The sequence below is a fragment of the bacterium endosymbiont of Bathymodiolus sp. 5 South genome (genome assembly GCF_900128535.1).
GTDB lineage: Bacteria > Pseudomonadota > Gammaproteobacteria > PS1 > Pseudothioglobaceae > Thiodubiliella.
In genome coordinates, this window is record NZ_FQTR01000367.1 from 1 (window position 1) to 1,054 (window position 1,054).

1 protein-coding gene is annotated in these 1,054 nt (G+C 35.8%); it reads left to right on the forward strand.

Going from position 1 to position 1,054, the window contains the following annotated elements; genetic code table 11:
• Positions 1 to 56 precede the first annotated feature (56 nt).
• Positions 57 to 1,054 (forward strand): DUF3971 domain-containing protein (locus tag BBROOKSOX_RS11535; RefSeq protein WP_139662010.1); only part of this gene is annotated, 998 nt, incomplete at its 3' end.

The following is a 1,054-nucleotide window of genomic DNA, read 5'->3' on the forward strand; positions in this document are numbered from 1 at the left end:
AAAAAACACCTCGCTAGGTATTTTCGAAAACATCTAGGCATTATAATACCAATCTAATGAGCAAAAAATTACTATCGCACAGCGTTAAAATACTTAAGCTAGGTACTTGGATTGGCGGTATTTTGGCAGCACTTGTTGTGTTAGTTGTCGCCGTTGTTATGATATTTCCTGTGCTGATTCAAGGGCCTCTTGAAGCGCAATTATCTGAACTTAGTGATTTAGATGTTAAAATATCTAAGCCTTATTTTGATTTTAAAGATGACAATCTATTTCTGAAAATAGACAAATTGGAAGCATTCAATATTGGGTCAGCGCCAAACAGCAATCCTCTGGGAGGACAAAAAAGTCTAGTTGTGGCTGTTGACAAGTTAAAATGGGATGTATATTTATACTCATTATTCACGGATATCTACAATCCAGATGAGATTTTTATTGATGTTTTGACACTTGACTTGAATGCTATTCAAAGCAACATTGAATTTGGTGTTAGTCAAGTTCAGACTTTGGCAGCGCTACCGAACTCAGAGATATTTGAGTTTTTAAAGGCGTTAGATATCAAAAAAATGTTTGTCAAAGGCGAGCAAAATATTGAAATTGCGCCGATATTAATCATTGCTAATAATAAGCAACTTACGCTTAAAATTACTGGACAGAGCCTCAATCCTGAGGCGTCAGAGCCAAATACGAATAAAGTAGATATTAGCGCTACCATTTCTGGTGCTCAATCTGCAGATGTGTTGTTAAATTTACCAATCTCAATTAGTAATGAAGAATTATCGATCACAACGAATGTTAAATTTACCAACCAAGCGGGGGACAATGTTGTCGAGCTTGAGAGTTTTTTAGCGCAAATTCCAGCCAACAAACTTGTCAATTATTTGCCATCACAATTCGTAGGTGATGATGTTTACACTTGGATAAAACAGGGTTTTCTTGCTGGTACATTGCAAGATTCAAAACTTAAAATTAAGCAAAATCTATCAAAATCAAGCGATGCACAGGTGCAATTTAGTAGTCAATTAAAAGCATTAGAGTTGAAGTTTGATGCGGATGG